This window comes from Pseudomonas sp. PB3P13 (assembly GCF_054897735.1).
The window spans coordinates 1545558-1561772 of sequence record NZ_CM142702.1 but is presented as its reverse complement, the minus strand read 5'-3'; the positions used below and the strand labels follow the sequence as shown (position 1 = coordinate 1561772).

General features: G+C 53.9%; 14 protein-coding genes. 4 read left to right on the top strand and 10 right to left on the bottom strand.

Features of this window, described 5'->3' with window-relative positions; translation table 11 throughout:
• The 7 genes from ACYZT1_RS06955 to acs form a co-directional block, all read right to left on the bottom strand.
• On the bottom strand, nt 1–981 hold the full coding sequence (locus tag ACYZT1_RS06955; protein WP_462018282.1) for a GlxA family transcriptional regulator: 981 nt from the start codon (nt 979–981) through the stop codon (nt 1–3).
• A 245-nt stretch (nt 982–1226) separates the two neighbouring features.
• Nucleotides 1227–1991, bottom strand: a complete 765-nt coding sequence (locus ACYZT1_RS06950; RefSeq protein WP_053156092.1) for an ABC transporter ATP-binding protein — start codon at nt 1989–1991, stop codon at nt 1227–1229.
• A gap of 27 nt (nt 1992–2018) precedes the next feature.
• Complete coding sequence (locus ACYZT1_RS06945) at nt 2019–3131, bottom strand: succinylglutamate desuccinylase/aspartoacylase family protein (RefSeq protein ID WP_462018281.1); 1113 nt, start codon at nt 3129–3131, stop codon at nt 2019–2021.
• 1 nt (nt 3132) lies between these two features.
• Nucleotides 3133–3831 (bottom strand): ABC transporter permease, encoded by a 699-nt coding sequence (locus ACYZT1_RS06940; protein ID WP_462018280.1) that lies wholly within the window; start codon nt 3829–3831, stop codon nt 3133–3135.
• A complete protein-coding gene (locus tag ACYZT1_RS06935; protein WP_462018279.1) occupies nt 3828–4517 on the bottom strand; it encodes an ABC transporter permease in 690 nt (229 codons plus the stop codon). The genes ACYZT1_RS06940 and ACYZT1_RS06935 overlap by 4 nt, the downstream gene beginning before the upstream one ends.
• Before the next feature lie 91 nt (nt 4518–4608).
• A complete protein-coding gene (locus ACYZT1_RS06930; protein WP_462018278.1) occupies nt 4609–5382 on the bottom strand; it encodes an ABC transporter substrate-binding protein in 774 nt (257 codons plus the stop codon).
• A 699-nt stretch (nt 5383–6081) separates the two neighbouring features.
• On the bottom strand, nt 6082–8037 hold the full coding sequence (gene acs, locus ACYZT1_RS06925) for an acetate--CoA ligase (RefSeq protein WP_462018277.1): 1956 nt from the start codon (nt 8035–8037) through the stop codon (nt 6082–6084).
• Nucleotides 8038–8408: 371 nt separating this feature from the next.
• Here acs and ACYZT1_RS06920 point away from each other — a divergent pair, with 371 nt between their 5' ends.
• From ACYZT1_RS06920 to ACYZT1_RS06910, 3 genes are all read left to right on the top strand, one after another.
• Nucleotides 8409–8672 carry a DUF2790 domain-containing protein gene (locus tag ACYZT1_RS06920; protein ID WP_462018276.1) on the top strand — a complete coding sequence of 88 codons (264 nt, stop codon included), beginning with the start codon at nt 8409–8411 and terminating at the stop codon, nt 8670–8672.
• Nucleotides 8673–9203: 531 nt separating this feature from the next.
• Complete coding sequence (locus tag ACYZT1_RS06915; RefSeq protein ID WP_028622416.1) at nt 9204–10454, top strand: ribonucleotide-diphosphate reductase subunit beta; 1251 nt, start codon at nt 9204–9206, stop codon at nt 10452–10454.
• 249 nt (nt 10455–10703) lie between these two features.
• Complete coding sequence (locus ACYZT1_RS06910; RefSeq protein WP_462018275.1) at nt 10704–11696, top strand: DUF4062 domain-containing protein; 993 nt, start codon at nt 10704–10706, stop codon at nt 11694–11696.
• A 34-nt stretch (nt 11697–11730) separates the two neighbouring features.
• Here the strand turns inward: ACYZT1_RS06910 and ACYZT1_RS06905 are convergent, their stop codons facing one another.
• The 3 genes from ACYZT1_RS06905 to dcm form a co-directional block, all read right to left on the bottom strand.
• On the bottom strand, nt 11731–12189 hold the full coding sequence (locus ACYZT1_RS06905) for a very short patch repair endonuclease (RefSeq protein WP_462018274.1): 459 nt from the start codon (nt 12187–12189) through the stop codon (nt 11731–11733).
• 25 nt (nt 12190–12214) lie between these two features.
• Nucleotides 12215–13528, bottom strand: coding sequence for an MvaI/BcnI family restriction endonuclease (locus ACYZT1_RS06900; RefSeq protein WP_462018273.1), 1314 nt, complete (start codon nt 13526–13528; stop codon nt 12215–12217).
• Nucleotides 13529–13612: 84 nt separating this feature from the next.
• Nucleotides 13613–15049 carry a DNA (cytosine-5-)-methyltransferase gene (dcm, locus tag ACYZT1_RS06895; protein WP_462018272.1) on the bottom strand — a complete coding sequence of 479 codons (1437 nt, stop codon included), beginning with the start codon at nt 15047–15049 and terminating at the stop codon, nt 13613–13615.
• Nucleotides 15050–15624: 575 nt separating this feature from the next.
• Between dcm and ACYZT1_RS06890 the strand changes: the two genes are divergently transcribed.
• Nucleotides 15625–16134, top strand: coding sequence for a BRO-N domain-containing protein (locus ACYZT1_RS06890; RefSeq protein WP_462018271.1), 510 nt, complete (start codon nt 15625–15627; stop codon nt 16132–16134).
• Nucleotides 16135–16215 lie beyond the last annotated feature (81 nt).

Here is a 16215-nt window from a genome sequence, read left to right as displayed (position 1 = left end):
TCAGCCGCGCTCGGACGGCACCGACGACAACTCGAACGGGCTACTACTGCGCCGCTGGTTACGGTCTTCGCGCGGTGTGGCGCCGAAGAAATTGCGGTAGGCGCTGGAGAAATGCGGCCCTGAAGAAAAGCCACACGACAGGCCGATCTGGATGATCGACTTGCTGGTTTGCATCAACATTTGCCGGGCTTTGTTCAGGCGCAATTCGAGGTAATACTGGCTCGGCACGCGGTTGAGGTATTGCTTGAAAATCCGCTCCAGCTGCCGACGGGATACGCACACATGCTGGGCGATTTCGTCGGTGGTCAGCGGTTCTTCGATGTTGGCTTCCATCAGCAACACCGCTTGCGTGAGCTTCGGGTGGCTGGAACCGAGACGGTTTTGCAGGGGAATGCGCTGACGTTCACCGCCTTCGCGGATGCGTTCGACCACCAGCTCTTCGGAAACCGCACCGGCCAGTTCAGCCCCATGATCACGGGCCAGCACGGCCAGCAACAAGTCCAGTACGGACAGGCCACCGCACGCGGTCAGGCGATCGCGATCCCAATCGAACAAATGACTGGTGGCAATGACTTTCGGGAAACGCTCGGCAAAATCGTCCTGCCAGCGCCAGTGCACGGCGGCGCGATAACCGTCGAGCAAGCCGAGTTGCGCCAACGGATAGACACCGGCCGACAAGCCGCCGATCACGCAACCGGCGCGCACCAGCTGTTTCAGCGCACTGCTGAGCGCCGGCGCCAGAGTCGTCGGCGGCTCATCGGCCAACAGGAACAGTTTCTGGAAGTTTTCCAGCTTGCCGGTCCACGGCTCGCCCGGCAATTGCCAGGCGCCGTCAATTGGCGGCTCGGCTTGCAGAAACGACAGTTCGTAAACCACGTCCGGATGCACACGCTGAGCAACGCGCAGGGCCTCCTCAGCCAGCGCAAGCGTCAGTGCTTTGGTGCTGGGCCAAATCAGGAAACCAATTCGATGGGCAGTCATGGCGGGCAATCCGAACTCAAACAGTGATGAAGGCATGGGCCAATGCTAGCCCGTAAATCAACGAAATTCACAAGACAGCGCATATCCATTGTAGGAGTGAGCCTGCTCGCGATAGCGGTGGTTCAGACAATTATGATGTTGACTGTTACACCGCGATCGCGAGCAGGCTCACTCCTACAGGGTATTTCGTGAGCCCCCAAGGGTTGCGAAGCATGCACGATCCAGGTACGCAACGGGAGTCCGGGTTACTTTAGGCTGCCCGAGAGGAATTGTTGCAGGCGTTCGGACTGTGGATTGACCAGCACCTCACGCGGGTTGCCGCTTTCTTCGACGATGCCTTTGTGCAGGAACACCAGCTGGTTCGACACTTCACGGGCAAAGCCCATTTCGTGGGTCACCACCACCATGGTCCGGCCTTCCTGGGCCAGGGCCTGCATGACCTTCAATACGTCGCCGACCAGCTCCGGGTCGAGTGCCGAGGTTGGTTCGTCGAACAGCATCACCTCCGGTTCCATTGCCAGAGCACGTGCGATCGCCACACGCTGTTGTTCGCCACCGGACATGTGGCCCGGGTACGCGTCCTTGCGATGCGCCACGCCAACCTTGTTCAGGTAATGCTCGGCTTTCTCGCGGGCTTCGGCCTTGGAGATGCCGAGCACATGGACCGGCGCCTCCATGATGTTTTCCAGGGCGGTCATGTGCGACCACAGATTGAAATGCTGGAACACCATCGACAGGCGCGAACGCATGCGCTGCAGCTGTTTCGGGTCGGCTGCTTTCAGCGCACCGTCCTTGTTCGCCACCAGTTTGAGCTCTTCGTTGTTGAGCAGAATCTTGCCCGCGTGCGGCTGCTCAAGCAGGTTGATGCAGCGCAGGAACGTACTTTTGCCGGAGCCACTGGAGCCGATGATGCTGATCACATCGCCGGCGGCCGCTTTGAGGGACACGCCCTTTAGCACTTCGTGACTGCCATAGCGTTTATGCAGGTCTTGGACTTCAAGTTTGTACATGCGGTCGGTTCTCACAAAAACAGTCAGTCAGTCGTTGAGCAAGCGCCCGTGACGCAGCGCTTCGCGCCCCGCCACCTTGGCCAGCCAAAAACCGGGTTGGGCATAGCGCAGCCGTTCAATGGCAAACAGCACCCCGGACGTACCAGCACATACGGTGCTGACGCGATCCGCCAACGGATCGATCACTTCGAAAATTTCGTCACCGGTCTCAACCCATTCGCCGGGCTTACGCAAAAAGCTGATCACGCCCGGATGCGGCGCAAACAGCAACTCGGTGCCCTCGAACGGCAGACCTTCGCAGGCGTCTTGCGCAGGTTTCGGCCAGTCGCCGTTGATCAGTCCCTGCTCGGCAAGAAACGCCAGGATGCCCTCAGCGCAGGCTTGGGCATCTGCGCGTCCCGTGTCGGCCTGCCCCCCCAGCTCGATGGTCGTCGCCAGGCACGCCAGCGAAATCTGCGCATCCGGAAACAGGCGCGACAGACGCAGCCACGGCAGCGAGCACGCTTCGTCGAACGAACTGCCACCGGAATCTTCCGCCAGCAGGCCGACCTTCACACCCAGGTGCGCGGCGAGCGAGCGCCACTGCGGCCAGTGTTGCGGCAAGGCGTACATGTGCAGGGCGGCGTCGGTATCGCAATGCAGGTCCAGCACGACGTCGGCGGTGCAGGCATGGCCAAGCAAGATGCGCTGCATCCCTTGCAACTGGCTCGCGGCCGGCGGCAATGCATTGAGCACATCGCTCATGGTCTGGCGGATCAAGCGGATATTGGCCTGCGGATCATCGCCCAGGCGCGCGTCCAGCGCAGCCGCGACCGGGGCGCTCAGTTCGAGAAAATCACGATTGAAATTCTTGCCGCTGCCCGCCTCGAAACGCCCCTGGTGATTGCCTTGCAGCAACTGACCCAGGCCCAGTGGATTGGCCACCGGCACCAATTCGATCATACCGTTGAGCAAGCCTTGGGCTTCGAGTTCGCTCAGGCGTTTTTTCAGTTCCCACGCCACGCGCATCCCCGGTAACTCATCAGCGTGCAGGCTGGCCTGAATGTAGGCCTTGCGCTCGCCGCCGCCGAAGCGAAAGACCGAAATCTGCCGTTCGCTGCCCAGATTGTTCCACGGCAATGCATGATCGATGCGTTGCATATCAGTGCTTCCGTGGGGCCAGGTAGCCCAGCCAGCGGCGCTCGGCCAGTTTGAACAGCTTCACCAGAATGAAGGTCAGGCACAGGTAGAACACGCCGGCGGTGATGTACGCCTCGAACGGCAGATAGAACTGTGCGTTGACGGTGCGCGCGGCGCCGGTGATGTCGATCAGCGTGACGATGGACGCCAGACTGGTGGTCTGCAGCATCATGATCACTTCGTTGCTGTACTGCGGCAGCGCCCGGCGCAGGGCCGATGGCAGCAAAATACGCTTGTACATTTTGAAGCGCGACATCCCCATCGCCTTGGCCGCTTCGATCTCGCCGTTCGGCGTTGCGCGCAGGCTGCCGGCGATGATTTCTGCGGTGTAAGCGCTGGTATTGATGGCGAACGCCAGGCACGCACAGAACGTGGCGCTGGACAGCCATGGCCACATGAAGCTTTCACGAACCGCTTCAAATTGCGCCAGACCGTAGTAGATCAAAAACAGCTGCACCAGCATCGGCGTGCCGCGAATCACGTAGGTGAACAGCCAGGCCGACATATTGACCACGGCGTTTTTCGAGACGCGCATCAGCCCCAGCGGCAAGGCCGCCAGCAAGCCGAAAAACAGCGAGATCGCGAGCAATTTGAGGGTCGTCAGCAAACCGGCGAAGTACAGCGGCAAGGCCTCCCAAATGACGTTGTAGTCGAAGATCATAGATCAGCCGCCCTTACGCCTACCGAGTAGCGCTTCTCAAGTTGACGCAGTATCAGCAACGAGACGCTGGTGATCACCAGGTACATGGCCGCCACTGCGAGGAAGAAGGTGAAAGGTTCGCGGGTGGCATCTGCCGCCTGCTTGGCCTTGAACATCATGTCTTGCAGACCGACCACCGAAATCAGCGCGGTCGCCTTGGTCAATACCAGCCAGTTGTTGGTGAAACCCGGAATCGCCAAGCGAATCATCTGCGGCACCAACACCCGGAAGAACACCTGAAAACTGCTCATGCCGTACGCCATGCCCGCTTCGGCCTGACCTTTGGGGATCGCCATGAATGCGCCGCGAAAAGTCTCGGACAGGTACGCACCAAAGATGAAACCGAGCGTGCCGATACCGGCAGCCAGCGGATTCAGGTCGATGTAGTCGTCATGACCGAGCAGTGGCGCCACACGATTGAGCAAGTCCTGACCACCGTAGAAAATCAGCAGGATCAGCACCAGATCGGGAATACCGCGGATGACCGTGGAGTACAGGTCGCCCAGCCAGGCCAGCCAGCGCACTGGCGACAAACGCAAGGCCACACCGATCAGACCCAAAAGGATGGCCAGGGCCATGGACGACAAGGCGAGCTGAAGCGTCAGCCATGCGCCATCGAGGATGACAGCCCCGTAGCCTTTCAACATGATTCAGGTCCTCGAATGTTCGGATGAAAAAATGGCGCAAACCTCAGAGATCCTGTTGCTTGCGCCATTTCGGACTGTCGCCGGGACGTTGTTACTTGCCGTAGATATCGAAGGCGAAGTACTTGTCCTGGATTTGCTTGTATTTGCCGTTCTCGCGAATGGCCGTGATCGCGGCGTTGATTTTCTCTTTCAGCGCGTCACCCTTGCGAACAGCGATGCCGACGCCGTCGCCGAAGTATTTGACGTCGGTGAAGGCCGGGCCAACGAAGGCGTAACCTTTGCCGGCGTCGGTTTTCAGGAAACCGTCATCCAGCAAGGTGGCATCTGCGACGGTACCGTCGAGGCGGCCGGCAGCCACGTCGAGGTAGATTTCGTTCTGCGAACCGTACGGCTTGATCTCGGCACCCAGCGGGGCCAGGACTTCGCGGGCGAAACGCTCGTGGATCGAACCGCGCTGTACGCCGATGTTCTTGCCCTTGAGTTCGGTCAGACCATCGCTGACCTGAGTGCCCGACTTCATTACCAGACGCGCCGGGGTGTTGTAATACTTGTTGGTGAAGTCCACGGATTTCTTGCGGTCTTCGGTGATCGACATCGACGACAGGATGGCGTCGATCTTGCGCACTTTGAGCGCCGGGATCAGGCCGTCGAATTCTTGCTCGACCCAAACGCACTTGACCTTCATTTCTTCACACAGGGCATTGCCGATGTCGTAGTCGAAACCAACGATGCCGCCGTCCGGTGCTTTGGACGCGAATGGAGGGTAAGCCGCTTCGATACCAATCTTTACAGGTTTATCATCGGCGAAGGTTGGCAAGGACAGCGCGGACAGTGCCAGGGCGCCAAGCAGCACGAGTTTCTTCATCTTTGAACTCCATCGGTAAAGGGCTAAAACGGCAGAGTGAGCGACAGCCCAATATGCGAGTGAGTGGGACCGCAAAGCGGCTGCAACGTCATGCCAGGCGTACGTTGATTTCAACACACACGACGACGAGCAAGTGATCGGCATTCTAACGACAGGCCCGAAGCCGATATTTCTTGAATGCGACAACAAGTTACAGAAGCACCGAGAAAGCCGTTTGGGCACATTGACAGCCCTGCATTTTCATGCAGAGCCAAAAGACATTAAACCGATCTATGCTGCAAATTGCGGGCCTATTATTGGCAAACCCTTCTAATCCGGCAAGCGTAGCGTGCGGACTTATTTTGCGCGGCCAGTATAGAGGGTTCCTGTTGGGGCAGCGCGTTTCCCATCGCCCCGGTTTGGCGTGGGTGGTTACACATTTGGTTACTTGAGGGGTGGCGGGTAACAGAGGGAAATAGACTACAGGGTATGTCGATAATTATTGGTTGATGTTTATCGGGTGCCTGACAGACCGCCATCGCCAGCAGGCTGGCTCCCACAATAGATTTTCAGCGAACACAGAATTTGTGCACGACTCAATTCCACTGTGGGAGCCAGCCTGCTGGCGATGGGACCCATCCAGGCAACAAACCTTCAAGCAATAAAAAACCCCACCAGGCTCACACCCGGCAGGGTTTTCCACTCACTCAGAAGCAGCGCTTACGCCACATTCATCGTCTTGTGCGTTTCAATCAAATGCTGCACCACGCTCGGATCTGCCAGGGTCGAAATATCGCCCAGCCCATCGTATTCCGCCGTGGCAATTTTGCGCAGAATGCGGCGCATGATCTTGCCCGAACGGGTTTTCGGCAGTCCTGGCGCCCACTGAATCACATCAGGCGAAGCAATCGGACCAATCTCTTTGCGTACCCAGTTTTTCAACTCGATGCGCAGTTGCTCGCTTGGCTCCTCACCGCCGATCAACGTGACGTAGACGTAAATGCCCTGCCCTTTGATGTCGTGTGGCACACCCACCACGGCCGCCTCGGCGACTTTCGGGTGCGCAACCATCGCGCTCTCGATCTCGGCCGTGCCCATGCGGTGGCCGGACACATTCAGCACATCGTCCACACGACCGGTAATCCAGTAATAACCGTCTTCATCGCGACGAGCGCCGTCACCGGTGAAGTACATGCCGCGGAAGGTCTTGAAGTACGTATCGACGAAACGGTCATGGTCACCGTAGAGCGTGCGCGCCTGACCTGGCCAGGAATCGAGGATCACCAGGTTACCCTCGGCAGCGCCCTCGATGATGTTGCCCAGGTTGTCGACCAGCGCTGGCACCACACCGAAAAACGGTCGTGTGGCAGAACCCGGTTTCAGGGCATGTGCGCCCGGCAACGGGCTCATCATGTTGCCGCCGGTTTCGGTCTGCCACCAGGTATCGACGATCGGGCAACGGGATTTTCCGACGTTCTTGTAGTACCAGTCCCACGCTTCCGGGTTGATCGGCTCACCGACCGAACCGAGCAATCGCAGGCTGCTGCCGTCAGCACCTTCAACAGCAGCGGTGCCCGACGCCATCATCGCGCGGATCGCGGTGGGTGCGGTGTAGAGGATGTTGACCTGGTGCTTGTCGACGATCTTCGCCACCCGGGTGATGTCCGGATAGTTCGGCACGCCTTCGAACAACACCGTGGTCGCGCCATTGGCCAGCGGGCCGTAGACGATATAAGTGTGGCCGGTAACCCAACCGACGTCGGCGGTGCACCAGTAGATTTCGCCCGGGCGGTAGTCGAACACCCGCTCGTGAGTCAGTGCGGCGTAAAGCAGATAGCCGCCGGTGGTGTGTTGCACGCCTTTGGGTTTGCCGGTGGAGCCGGAGGTGTAAAGGATGAACAGCGCCTCTTCGGCCCCCATTTCTTTGGGGGCGCAAACGCTGCCCGCCACTTTCATCAAGTCTTCGTACCAGATGTCGCGATGCTGGTTCCACTTGATGTCGCCACCGGTGCGCTTGCACACGATGACTTTCTGGATGCTGCTGGTTTCCGGGTTGGTCAGCGCGTCGTCGACGTTGGTCTTGAGCGGGATTTTCTTGCCCGCACGAATGCCTTCATCAGCGGTGATCACCACTTTGGAACGGCAGTCGATGATGCGACCGGCCAGGGCTTCCGGCGAGAAACCACCGAACACCACCGAGTGAATCGCGCCGATGCGGGTGCAGGCCAGCATGGCGACCACGGCTTCGGGGATCATCGGCATATAGATAGTCACCACGTCGCCGCGGTGCACATCCTGGCCACGCAAGGCGTTGGCGAACTTGCAGACTTGTTCGTGCAGCTCGCGGTAGGTGATGTTGCGGCTTTCGGACGGGTCATCCCCTTCCCAAATGATCGCGATTTGATCGCCGCGCTCGGCCAGATGACGGTCGAGGCAGTTGTAGGAAACGTTCAGCGTGCCATCGGCGAACCACTTGATGTCGACGTGGTGATCGTCAAAGGAAGTCTGTTTCACCGCGGTGAAAGGCTTGATCCAGTCGAGTCGCTTGGCTTGCTCGCGCCAGAAGCCATCGGGGTTGACGACCGACTGCTGGTACATGGCTTTGTAGGTTGCCTCGTCGGTCAGCGTGTTGGCTGCTACCTCGGGACGAACGGGATACAGAGAAGCCGCACTCATCTTTCTTACCTCGGTGGAATAGTTGTTTTTGTATGGGCCCAGTTGTAACGGGGCCGGGCCTATAGAACCATTCGACGATGGTAGTAACAAGGCCCTACAAAATGTCGTGGATAGCGGCTGTTACAAAAAACCGCAGGAAGGCTCAGCTATTGGATGATTGTTACAAAATCTGTCAAAAGTGTTTATCAAAACCCCACCTATATGAATACATCCCCCACGCCTAAAATCTGCCTCGCCAACAAGGCAAACCCTGATTAACCAAGTAACAGCCCCCACCAAGGCAGTTAATCAAATAACCCATTACCAAGTTCCACACGCAGCCCCAAAAAGACTGCGTGACCCCTTTCGACCTCAAAAAAGGTAACTCCGAAATGAAAGCTTTATGGGTTCTGGCCCTCTCCAGCCTGTGCGTAACCGCCATGGCAGACGAGGTCCCGACTGATGTCGCCCAGCAACAACCGGCAATCGAGCAATACACTTACTCCACTCACCTGGACATCGCCAACGTTATCTCCGTGAGTGAAATCCCCAACGTCTGCGAAGTTGTTCCAGCGACAATGGAATACGACGACTCAAAGGGCCAACGCCACATTCTGCGCTACAGCGTCATGGGTAACGGCTGCTCCAGCGGCTGATAAAGACTGCGCCCAATCGCCCTCTGTCAGCGTGCCGCTGCAGGTCGATTACAGCCCGGCTTCGGCCGGGCTCAGTTGTGTTGAGAAGCGCAAAAAGTCATTGCAAAACACTAGATGTAGTGAAAAACGCATTTTTTGGACGTTTTTTGCACAACTTCCGCACGACGTCAAAATCACCGAAAAATTTTTTGCATCAGCCAAAGCCCTGTATTGCCTCGCTTTGCTCGAAAAACCCTCCCTTGCGGCCGCTCCATGGGCCGATTCGCCGCACCACGCCGGCGAAAACTTCCTTATAATGCCGGCTTAAACGGGACTGCAATATTCCCTTACAGGGCGAAAAGCCAGTCTGAAGCCCCGCAGCAGCGTCCATCGCAGCCTGCGCCCATCAGTGGCTCTCGGAACCCCGTACAAAATTCTGTTTGATGCCTGCGTATAGCTGCTGAAAAACGACCTTTATCCAATGCGGCCAAAGCGGTCGTGTGACAAACCATCACACGGGCAAGCTGGCCCTCACGCAGGAGACGACACGTCATGCTGAGCTGGGACGAATTCGACAAAGAAGACAGCGCTGAAACCGTGGTCAAAGGCGCCAACGCCGGCCACGCGACTGAAGCCAACATGGACCGCCTCGACACCGCCGGCGGTGTTGCCGCCCAAGAAGCTCGCGCTGTCACCGCGTCCGACTCCGCCGCCATCGCTCGCGCCAAGGCTGCCCTGGACAACCTCGACATCGCCGAAGGCCTCGCCGAACTCGAAGGCGCCTCCGCCCGTGTCGCCGTTGACGAAAAACGCATGATCAACTGCCGCGCCGACCTCAACCAGCTCGTGCCATTCAAGTACGACTGGGCCTGGCAGAAGTACCTGGACGGTTGCGCAAACCACTGGATGCCGCAAGAAGTCAACATGACCGCCGACATCGCCCTCTGGAAAGACCCGGAAGGCCTGACCGACGACGAGCGTCGCATCGTCATGCGCAACCTCGGCTTCTTCTCCACCGCCGACTCCCTGGTTGCCAACAACCTGGTGCTGGCTGTCTATCGCTTGATCACCAACCCGGAATGCCGCCAGTACATCCTGCGCCAGGCCTTCGAAGAAGCGATCCACACCCACGCTTACCAGTACTGCATCGAATCGCTGGCCATGGATGAAGGCGAGATCTTCAACATGTACCACGAGATCCCGTCGGTCGCGAAAAAAGCCACCTGGGGCCTCAAATACACCCGTTCGATCTCCGATCCGAAGTTCGAAACCGGCACCGTCGAAACCGACAAAGAGTTGCTGCGCAACCTGATCGCCTACTACTGCGTCCTGGAAGGCATCTTCTTCTACTGCGGCTTCACCCAAATCCTCTCCATGGGCCGCCGCAACAAAATGACCGGCGTCGCCGAGCAGTTCCAATACATCCTGCGCGACGAATCCATGCACCTGAACTTCGGCATCGACGTGATCAACCAGATCAAAATCGAAAACCCGCACTTGTGGGATGCCGAGATGAAGGAAGAAGCTTCGCAGATGATTCTGCAGGGCACTCAGCTGGAGATCGAATACGCTCGCGACACCATGCCTCGCGGGGTTCTCGGCATGAATGCGGCGATGATGGAGGATTACCTCAAGTTTATTGCTAACCGTCGTCTTTCTCAGATCGGTCTCAAAGAAGAGTACCCGGGGACGACGAATCCGTTCCCTTGGATGAGCGAGATTATGGACTTGAAGAAAGAGAAGAATTTCTTTGAGACGCGGGTTATTGAGTATCAGACGGGTGGGGCGTTGAGCTGGGATTGATAGCCAGAACTTTTCTTCAAGATTAAAAAAAGCCAGAGAATTTTCTCTGGCTTTTTTTGCGGATCAATCGCCTTTAATTAAAATCTATAGCTGGATAGAACGCTCTAAAAACCAAGCGTCGGAGTATTCAAACTCGCCTCCCATCCAACAGCAAAAATCAAACATTGATGATGGCTCAATGACATGTTATAAACTCTTCCTGATAATTTTACAGCCATTAATCCTAAAAATGGGTTTACGGAAGATAGCATGGCAAAGCCTAAAGTCTTTATCAGTTCCACATATTTTGACTTGAAAAACATCCGAGCAGACTTAGAGCGCTTCGTTTCAGACCAAGGCTATGACCCCGTACTAAACGAACGCGGACACATACCATATGGTAACGACGAGAAGCTTGAAGAGTACTGCTATAAAGAAATTCATTCGGCAGATATTCTAGTTTCGATTATCGGAGGTAGGTACGGCAGTCAATCAAAAGTAAATGACCACTCAATATCAAACACCGAATTAAAAACAGCCATAGAGCTTGGAAAGCAGGTATACATTTTTATTTCGAAGGAAGTGCATTTAGAACTTAGAACCTATGCGATGAATAAACATCTCGACCAAATGTCGTACGCTTCCGTGGATGACAAACGCATATTTAAATTCATTGAAGAAATCCAAGCGCTTCCAGCAAACAACCCTATCGCCAATTTTGAAACAAGCTCAGACATAACCAACTACCTCAAAGAGCAATGGGCAGGTTTATTTCAACGCCTGCTAGCCGAAAACTCAAAACACAAAGAATTTCAAGTATTAAATGAAATAAAGGCAACAGCTCAAACGTTGAACCAACTAGTGACCTTATTAACTGAAGAAAGAAAAACAGGCGACCAAGCATTCAAGGAAATACTATTAACCAACCATCCAATATTCAGTTCAATCAGAAACAGTTTAAATATAAACCATAGGATCTTTTTCTCTACGCAAACGGAGCTAAACGAACTACTATCCTCTAATAATTTCAAGGAAGTACCAACAAAAGCAAAAGACAATGAGCATGCTTTTGAGTGGATCAACAATCAAGAAAAACCAAATCTACTGTTAAAAATACGAACTGATATATTCGACAATCTTGGAAAGTTAAAAATCTTCACGCCAGAGCAGTGGCAACCCGAATTTGTCAGCCTAAAACCATTTATAGAAAATTTGGAAGAAATGGAAGACGATTATCAAGATGAAAGCTACAAGCCACTTTAACATTGAAAGCAGGTTTAACCCGCCGATCTAAAATCTATTTTTTTGGCTTTGGAGGCGAGAAAGGCCAACACATTGACTTTAAATCCGAAGTAACTAAATCAACTACCTTATCAAGATCTCCACCACAGTGTTTTAGCCCGCACTCCCAGACGGTTAGTACCCTCCAGCCTAAAGAGAGAAGCGTTTCAGCAACTCTATGGTCACGTTCGAAATTTCCTTTCAGCTTTTCATTCCAGAACTCAAGATTAGATGCAGGAGTTGTAGCATAGCTGCAATTAGGGTGACAATGCCAAAAACACCCATGCACAAAAATCACAAGATTGTATTTTGGCAAAGTCAAATCCGGCTGGCCCGGTAAGTTTTTACGGTGAAGCCTATACCTAAGTCCTCTAGCATGAAGATAATGCCGAAGAATCAACTCGGGCTTGGTATGTTTCCCCCTTATACCCGACATCATCCGTGATCTAGTCGAGCGATCGACAATATCAACCAATACGACCTCCTGCCCTTCTTCGATTTTAAAGCACAATTAATTCAGTTTTATTGTACAACTGATTAATGTTCTTCCACCCAACTCTAAACTGATTTCGTTTCTTCGAGACCCATCCAGCTTTACCCAATTTCATATTTACGCCCGGGTCATAGTACACAACATCCCCGTATAACGCCTGTAGAAAAGGTTTGAGGCCGGCACCACTACACAAGTAAATATTTGGTCCGTAGTGATAATAACGAACATCCCTTTCATCCACAGAGTAGCTGACGTACGCTGTATTTGAGTGCTTTCTAGACCAATGAGTTAAAATCTTATTGAAAGACCAACCTGCAGCCAGAACCCCTCTTCGATCACGAAGAAAAATCCCACCCTCAGGATCTATAACTTCTGCAAGTAAAGGATCATAACCCTCCATCCTAAGAGTAAGTTGACTATCCTTATTCATGCTATTGACCAAGTGGCGACCAGTAAAATCTCTACGCATAGAATCATTACGACCATACTCATTTAAAAAGTACGCCAAGTCCTCTCGGTAAATTCCAGAATCAGGCTCAGGCGTCATCAATGTCACCGCGCCAGAGCTGTGGGATTTAAGTTCCCACTCATGAAAATCCGGCTCAGATCGACCATTTGGCATAATTCCAAAAAGACTCTCTAAGGTATAACCAGCACCATTCTTGGCTTGGTACTCCATCAACTGCCCAGATGAATTCAAGCGGCAAGACCTAATAGGGCCAGCGCGATATATTTCTGAGAGCTTATTTAGGAGAAGAATACGTCCTTGTTGAACAGGCTGTTCCAGCTCATAAAAAACAGAGGCGACTTTAGGAAGGCCTTTATTTATGCGAAAATTCGCGTCACGACTAAGCAAACCATCCCATGTTCCACAATACGCGAGCACAGTATCATCCTCGCATATCCCTAGAATCAAGCAACGATGCATACCCTCGCGCGTCGCTCGCTCCTCCGGAGACGGTGGAGACATCAACTTGGAGGGCGCTAAAGCTGAGCCTCTTAGAAAGCCTGACAAACGAACTTCTGGATACTTAGGATAGAGTATAAGTTGGGCCCCAAGCGCTGGGGTAGGATCGCCCCCCTCCATACTAACCCAGCTTAAACTGATAGGGGCTTTGTACATTAGCCCCCTGTCTCCTGCAGGCTCTCCGACTAAATCACCATGAGGTAATAAACGTAAGACGTCGAAGTCACTACCAAAATATATTTGTTGCTTGGAATTGTCGTTATTCGCCAAAAGTTTGAAGAGAACTCGCTTTGCCCCGTAGGAACGCATCAGGCTGGAAACCTGCTCTAACGGTGTTTCGATAGCCCCAGACACGCCCAATCTCCTGTGATATCGCCCACGATGGAGAAGAATCCGTACTCCAACGTGCAATAGTGGCTAAATATCACTAAGCCAAGGCTAATTGGCAAGCGTAATTTCCAATTGCGGCTGCTCTACATCGTGATTTTTTTCCTTTGCAGCAAGAATACGATCTTTCATTAGCCGAGCCACAGCTTCAAAAACCGGCACCGCTACCGAGTTACCAAATTGCCGATAGGCTTGGGTATCAGAAACAGGAATCACAAATTTGCTTTCCCCAGGCTTATCAAAACCCATCAGTCGCGAGCACTCATGCGGAGTGAGCCTCCGGGGACGATTGATTTGATTCAGATCACTGTCGAAGTCCAAGGTTTCCACAAACCCACGGTCAACCAGGATTTCCGAACCGTCCTTGTGATATCTCGCCGATAGCGTGCGCGCCACGTCGTTTGGACGAGTCAAGCCAAAGCCAAAACCGTTGCCCTTCTCACGGTGCTTCGCGGCGTACCGATAGAGATAGTCCCAAAGCTTCGGCGTAAGGATGTATTTTTCATCGACATTCTTATCAAGCAAATCACCAAAGCTGGGACGCTGCTTCGGTATCAGTTTACTGATATCACGCAAGCTGAAGCCTTGGTGGACATTCAGGTCACGACGAAAACCTACCAGCACAATTCGCTCACGATGCTGCGGCACGAAATGCTTGGCATCGATGACCTTGGGGTCTGAACCCTTCGGCGCATTTACATCTGCGACCTCATAGCCCAACTCATCCAGCGCTTCGCAAATGATCCGGAAAGTATTGCCCTTGTCATGGCTTTTCAGGTTTTTCACGTTTTCAAGCAGGAACGCGGCAGGCCTTTTCGCGGCAATGATGCGGGCTACGTCGAAGAACAGAGTGCCTTGGGTCTCACACTCGAAACCGTGCTTACGCCCCAAAGAGTTCTTCTTGGAAACACCGGCAAGGGAGAATGGCTGGCACGGAAAGCCTGCTAAGAGGACATCGTGATCAGGAATCTCGCGTCTGATGTTTTCGTAAGCTTCTTCGTCGCTGATTTCTGGTTTGTCTGAAAGCGTAACCGAGCGAATATCGAGATTGAAACGATGGCGAACCGGATCACAGAAGTGGTTGGCCTTGTAGGTTTTGACCGCGTACTTGTTCCACTCGGATGTGAAAAGGCATTCGCCACCGATGGCTTCAAAACCTTTTCTGATGCCGCCAATGCCTGCGAAAAGATCGATGAAGGTAAAGGAGGGTTTGTGATTCAAACGCTTGGGTAGCAGCGCTTCCAGGCGAGTGAATTCAATGTGGGAAAGCTTCGGCGACGCCTTGCCTTTAACCCAGCGGTTGATCGTTTCACGGCACCAATGGGTTGGGCTCACATCGTTGAGAATCTCGGCAAGCTGCCCCTGATCATAGATCTCAAGCAACTTATGCAGCAGGGCAAGATCAGTCACAGGATGAGTGGCCGGCTCATGCGAGCCTGAAGTCATTTCGCTCAGAGATTCAAAAGATGGCGTTTCAAAAAGATTCATGAGCCCGAAATTCCTCTGGGTCAAAGCTGTGACGATTGGTCACCATTCTAGCCCTTGAAACCTCAAAGTAAATGAAATTTCTTTGGTATCGTGATACGAGACATAGCAGCACGGTATGAAAACAAGGCTAAAAAATAATGCGGCCAATACTGGATATAAACACAGCATAATTTACTCGCCGCCTTTGTCCAGATTTCGTTTTGTTTCTCAAGAGGTAGGAAAAGTCGCCGATTGACGACTGCCTCTGATCCACCTACCCTCGTCTCCGAGCCTAAGAAACTCTTCAAACCAGAGCGGTCCTCCGCACCCGACAGTCATGCGGCTTTTTTTCGTCTGCGGTTCCTCTACGCCTGCGAGAAAATCCCCGTTATGTCGGGAGTGGGCGAATACAAGACCCGAAAGGGGAATATGTCCGGCCCGTCTCTGGTGGGTTTCTTAGCTCCCGACACCCATAACGAATGCCCTAAGAAAGCAGCCAGAGGTAAAGGAAATGCCTGACTATCCAACCTTCATGAAGAAGGTGAATCTCCGTACCCGTACTTTCGATTGCTCACCTCCGGGTCTGGAGGTACACCATGCCTGATTGCCTCATCCCAACTGTATTCACTCGTCACGGCAGACATCTTCATGCGCTGCTCCTGGAAAACCAGGCTTGGTTCTGCGCTCACGACATTGGGCGATTGATGGGGAAATATCTCGACGAACGAATGTCTCGCAAGCTCGATCCAGACCAGCGACAGATGATGCTCCTGCAGGCTCATGGAACCGCGGAGGAACGGCTGATGATCAGCGAATCCGGCGTTTACGCATTGCTGGTTTATCACTATTGCCCTGAGTATCGGCTGCTGCGGGAATGGCTGACTCATTTGGTCGTGCCAGCGCTGCGTGATGCGCGTCCATCCCGGTCGGATGAGCGTCCGAAGTTGAGTGTGCTGGACTGGCCGAAGATGTCTCTCTGCATGTTGCACTGGCAGGATGAACCGTGGATTCGGTTGAGGGATATGCCGTGTGTATTGGCGGATGATCCATTCAATCAGCGCGGGTCGTGGTGGAGGAAGTTGTCACGGGTGTTGCGAGAGTACTGATAGTTAACGCCGTTAAAAAATCCGCTGTTTGAATTTCAGACAGTGGATTTTTTGTGGTGTATCCACTGAGGCCTTTGCGGC

Coding starts and splice junctions, on each gene's coding strand:
- ACYZT1_RS06920 (WP_462018276.1), top strand. CDS start 8,409: ATGAAAGCTTTATGGGTTCTGGCCCTCTCCAGCCTGTGCGTAACCGCC.
- ACYZT1_RS06935 (WP_462018279.1), bottom strand. CDS start 4,517: ATGTTGAAAGGCTACGGGGCTGTCATCCTCGATGGCGCATGGCTGACG.
- dcm (WP_462018272.1), bottom strand. CDS start 15,049: ATGAATCTTTTTGAAACGCCATCTTTTGAATCTCTGAGCGAAATGACT.
- acs (WP_462018277.1), bottom strand. CDS start 8,037: ATGAGTGCGGCTTCTCTGTATCCCGTTCGTCCCGAGGTAGCAGCCAAC.
- ACYZT1_RS06915 (WP_028622416.1), top strand. CDS start 9,204: ATGCTGAGCTGGGACGAATTCGACAAAGAAGACAGCGCTGAAACCGTG.
- ACYZT1_RS06910 (WP_462018275.1), top strand. CDS start 10,704: ATGGCAAAGCCTAAAGTCTTTATCAGTTCCACATATTTTGACTTGAAA.
- ACYZT1_RS06950 (WP_053156092.1), bottom strand. CDS start 1,991: ATGTACAAACTTGAAGTCCAAGACCTGCATAAACGCTATGGCAGTCAC.
- ACYZT1_RS06930 (WP_462018278.1), bottom strand. CDS start 5,382: ATGAAGAAACTCGTGCTGCTTGGCGCCCTGGCACTGTCCGCGCTGTCC.
- ACYZT1_RS06945 (WP_462018281.1), bottom strand. CDS start 3,131: ATGCAACGCATCGATCATGCATTGCCGTGGAACAATCTGGGCAGCGAA.
- ACYZT1_RS06890 (WP_462018271.1), top strand. CDS start 15,625: ATGCCTGATTGCCTCATCCCAACTGTATTCACTCGTCACGGCAGACAT.
- ACYZT1_RS06940 (WP_462018280.1), bottom strand. CDS start 3,831: ATGATCTTCGACTACAACGTCATTTGGGAGGCCTTGCCGCTGTACTTC.
- ACYZT1_RS06955 (WP_462018282.1), bottom strand. CDS start 981: ATGACTGCCCATCGAATTGGTTTCCTGATTTGGCCCAGCACCAAAGCA.